General features: G+C 37.1%; 1 protein-coding gene. It reads left to right on the top strand.

All coding sequences use genetic code 11. The annotated features are described in order from the left end of the window. Positions 1 to 361 (top strand): MFS transporter (locus tag AB4Y80_RS16975; RefSeq protein ID WP_442215506.1); only part of this gene is annotated, 361 nt, incomplete at both ends.

Raw genomic sequence — 361 nt, 5'->3', positions numbered from 1 at the left:
CATTTCTGATAGGGTCTATCGTTGCTGCTATTGCACCTAATTTTGGCGTGCTCATGATTGCACGGGTAATTCAAGCTGTCGGTGCAGGTATACTCATGCCATTAATGCAATTTACATTGTTTACATTGTTCTCCAAAGAACACCGTGGATTTGCAATGGGACTTGCAGGATTAGTTATACAATTTGCACCTGCAATTGGACCTACATTTACTGGTTTAATCATTGACAATGCAAGTTGGAGAGTGCCATTTATTGTTATTGTCGGTATAGCATTAGTTACATTTATATTTGGTTTTGTATCGATTTCAAGTTATAACACGACGAAAGAAACAAAACTGGATAAAAGATCCGTTATATACTC

The sequence above is a fragment of the Specibacter sp. RAF43 genome (genome assembly GCF_052114065.1).
GTDB lineage: Bacteria > Actinomycetota > Actinomycetes > Actinomycetales > Micrococcaceae > Specibacter.
The sequence above is the reverse complement of the archived record's forward strand: the minus strand, read 5'-3'. Positions and strand labels throughout refer to the sequence as shown.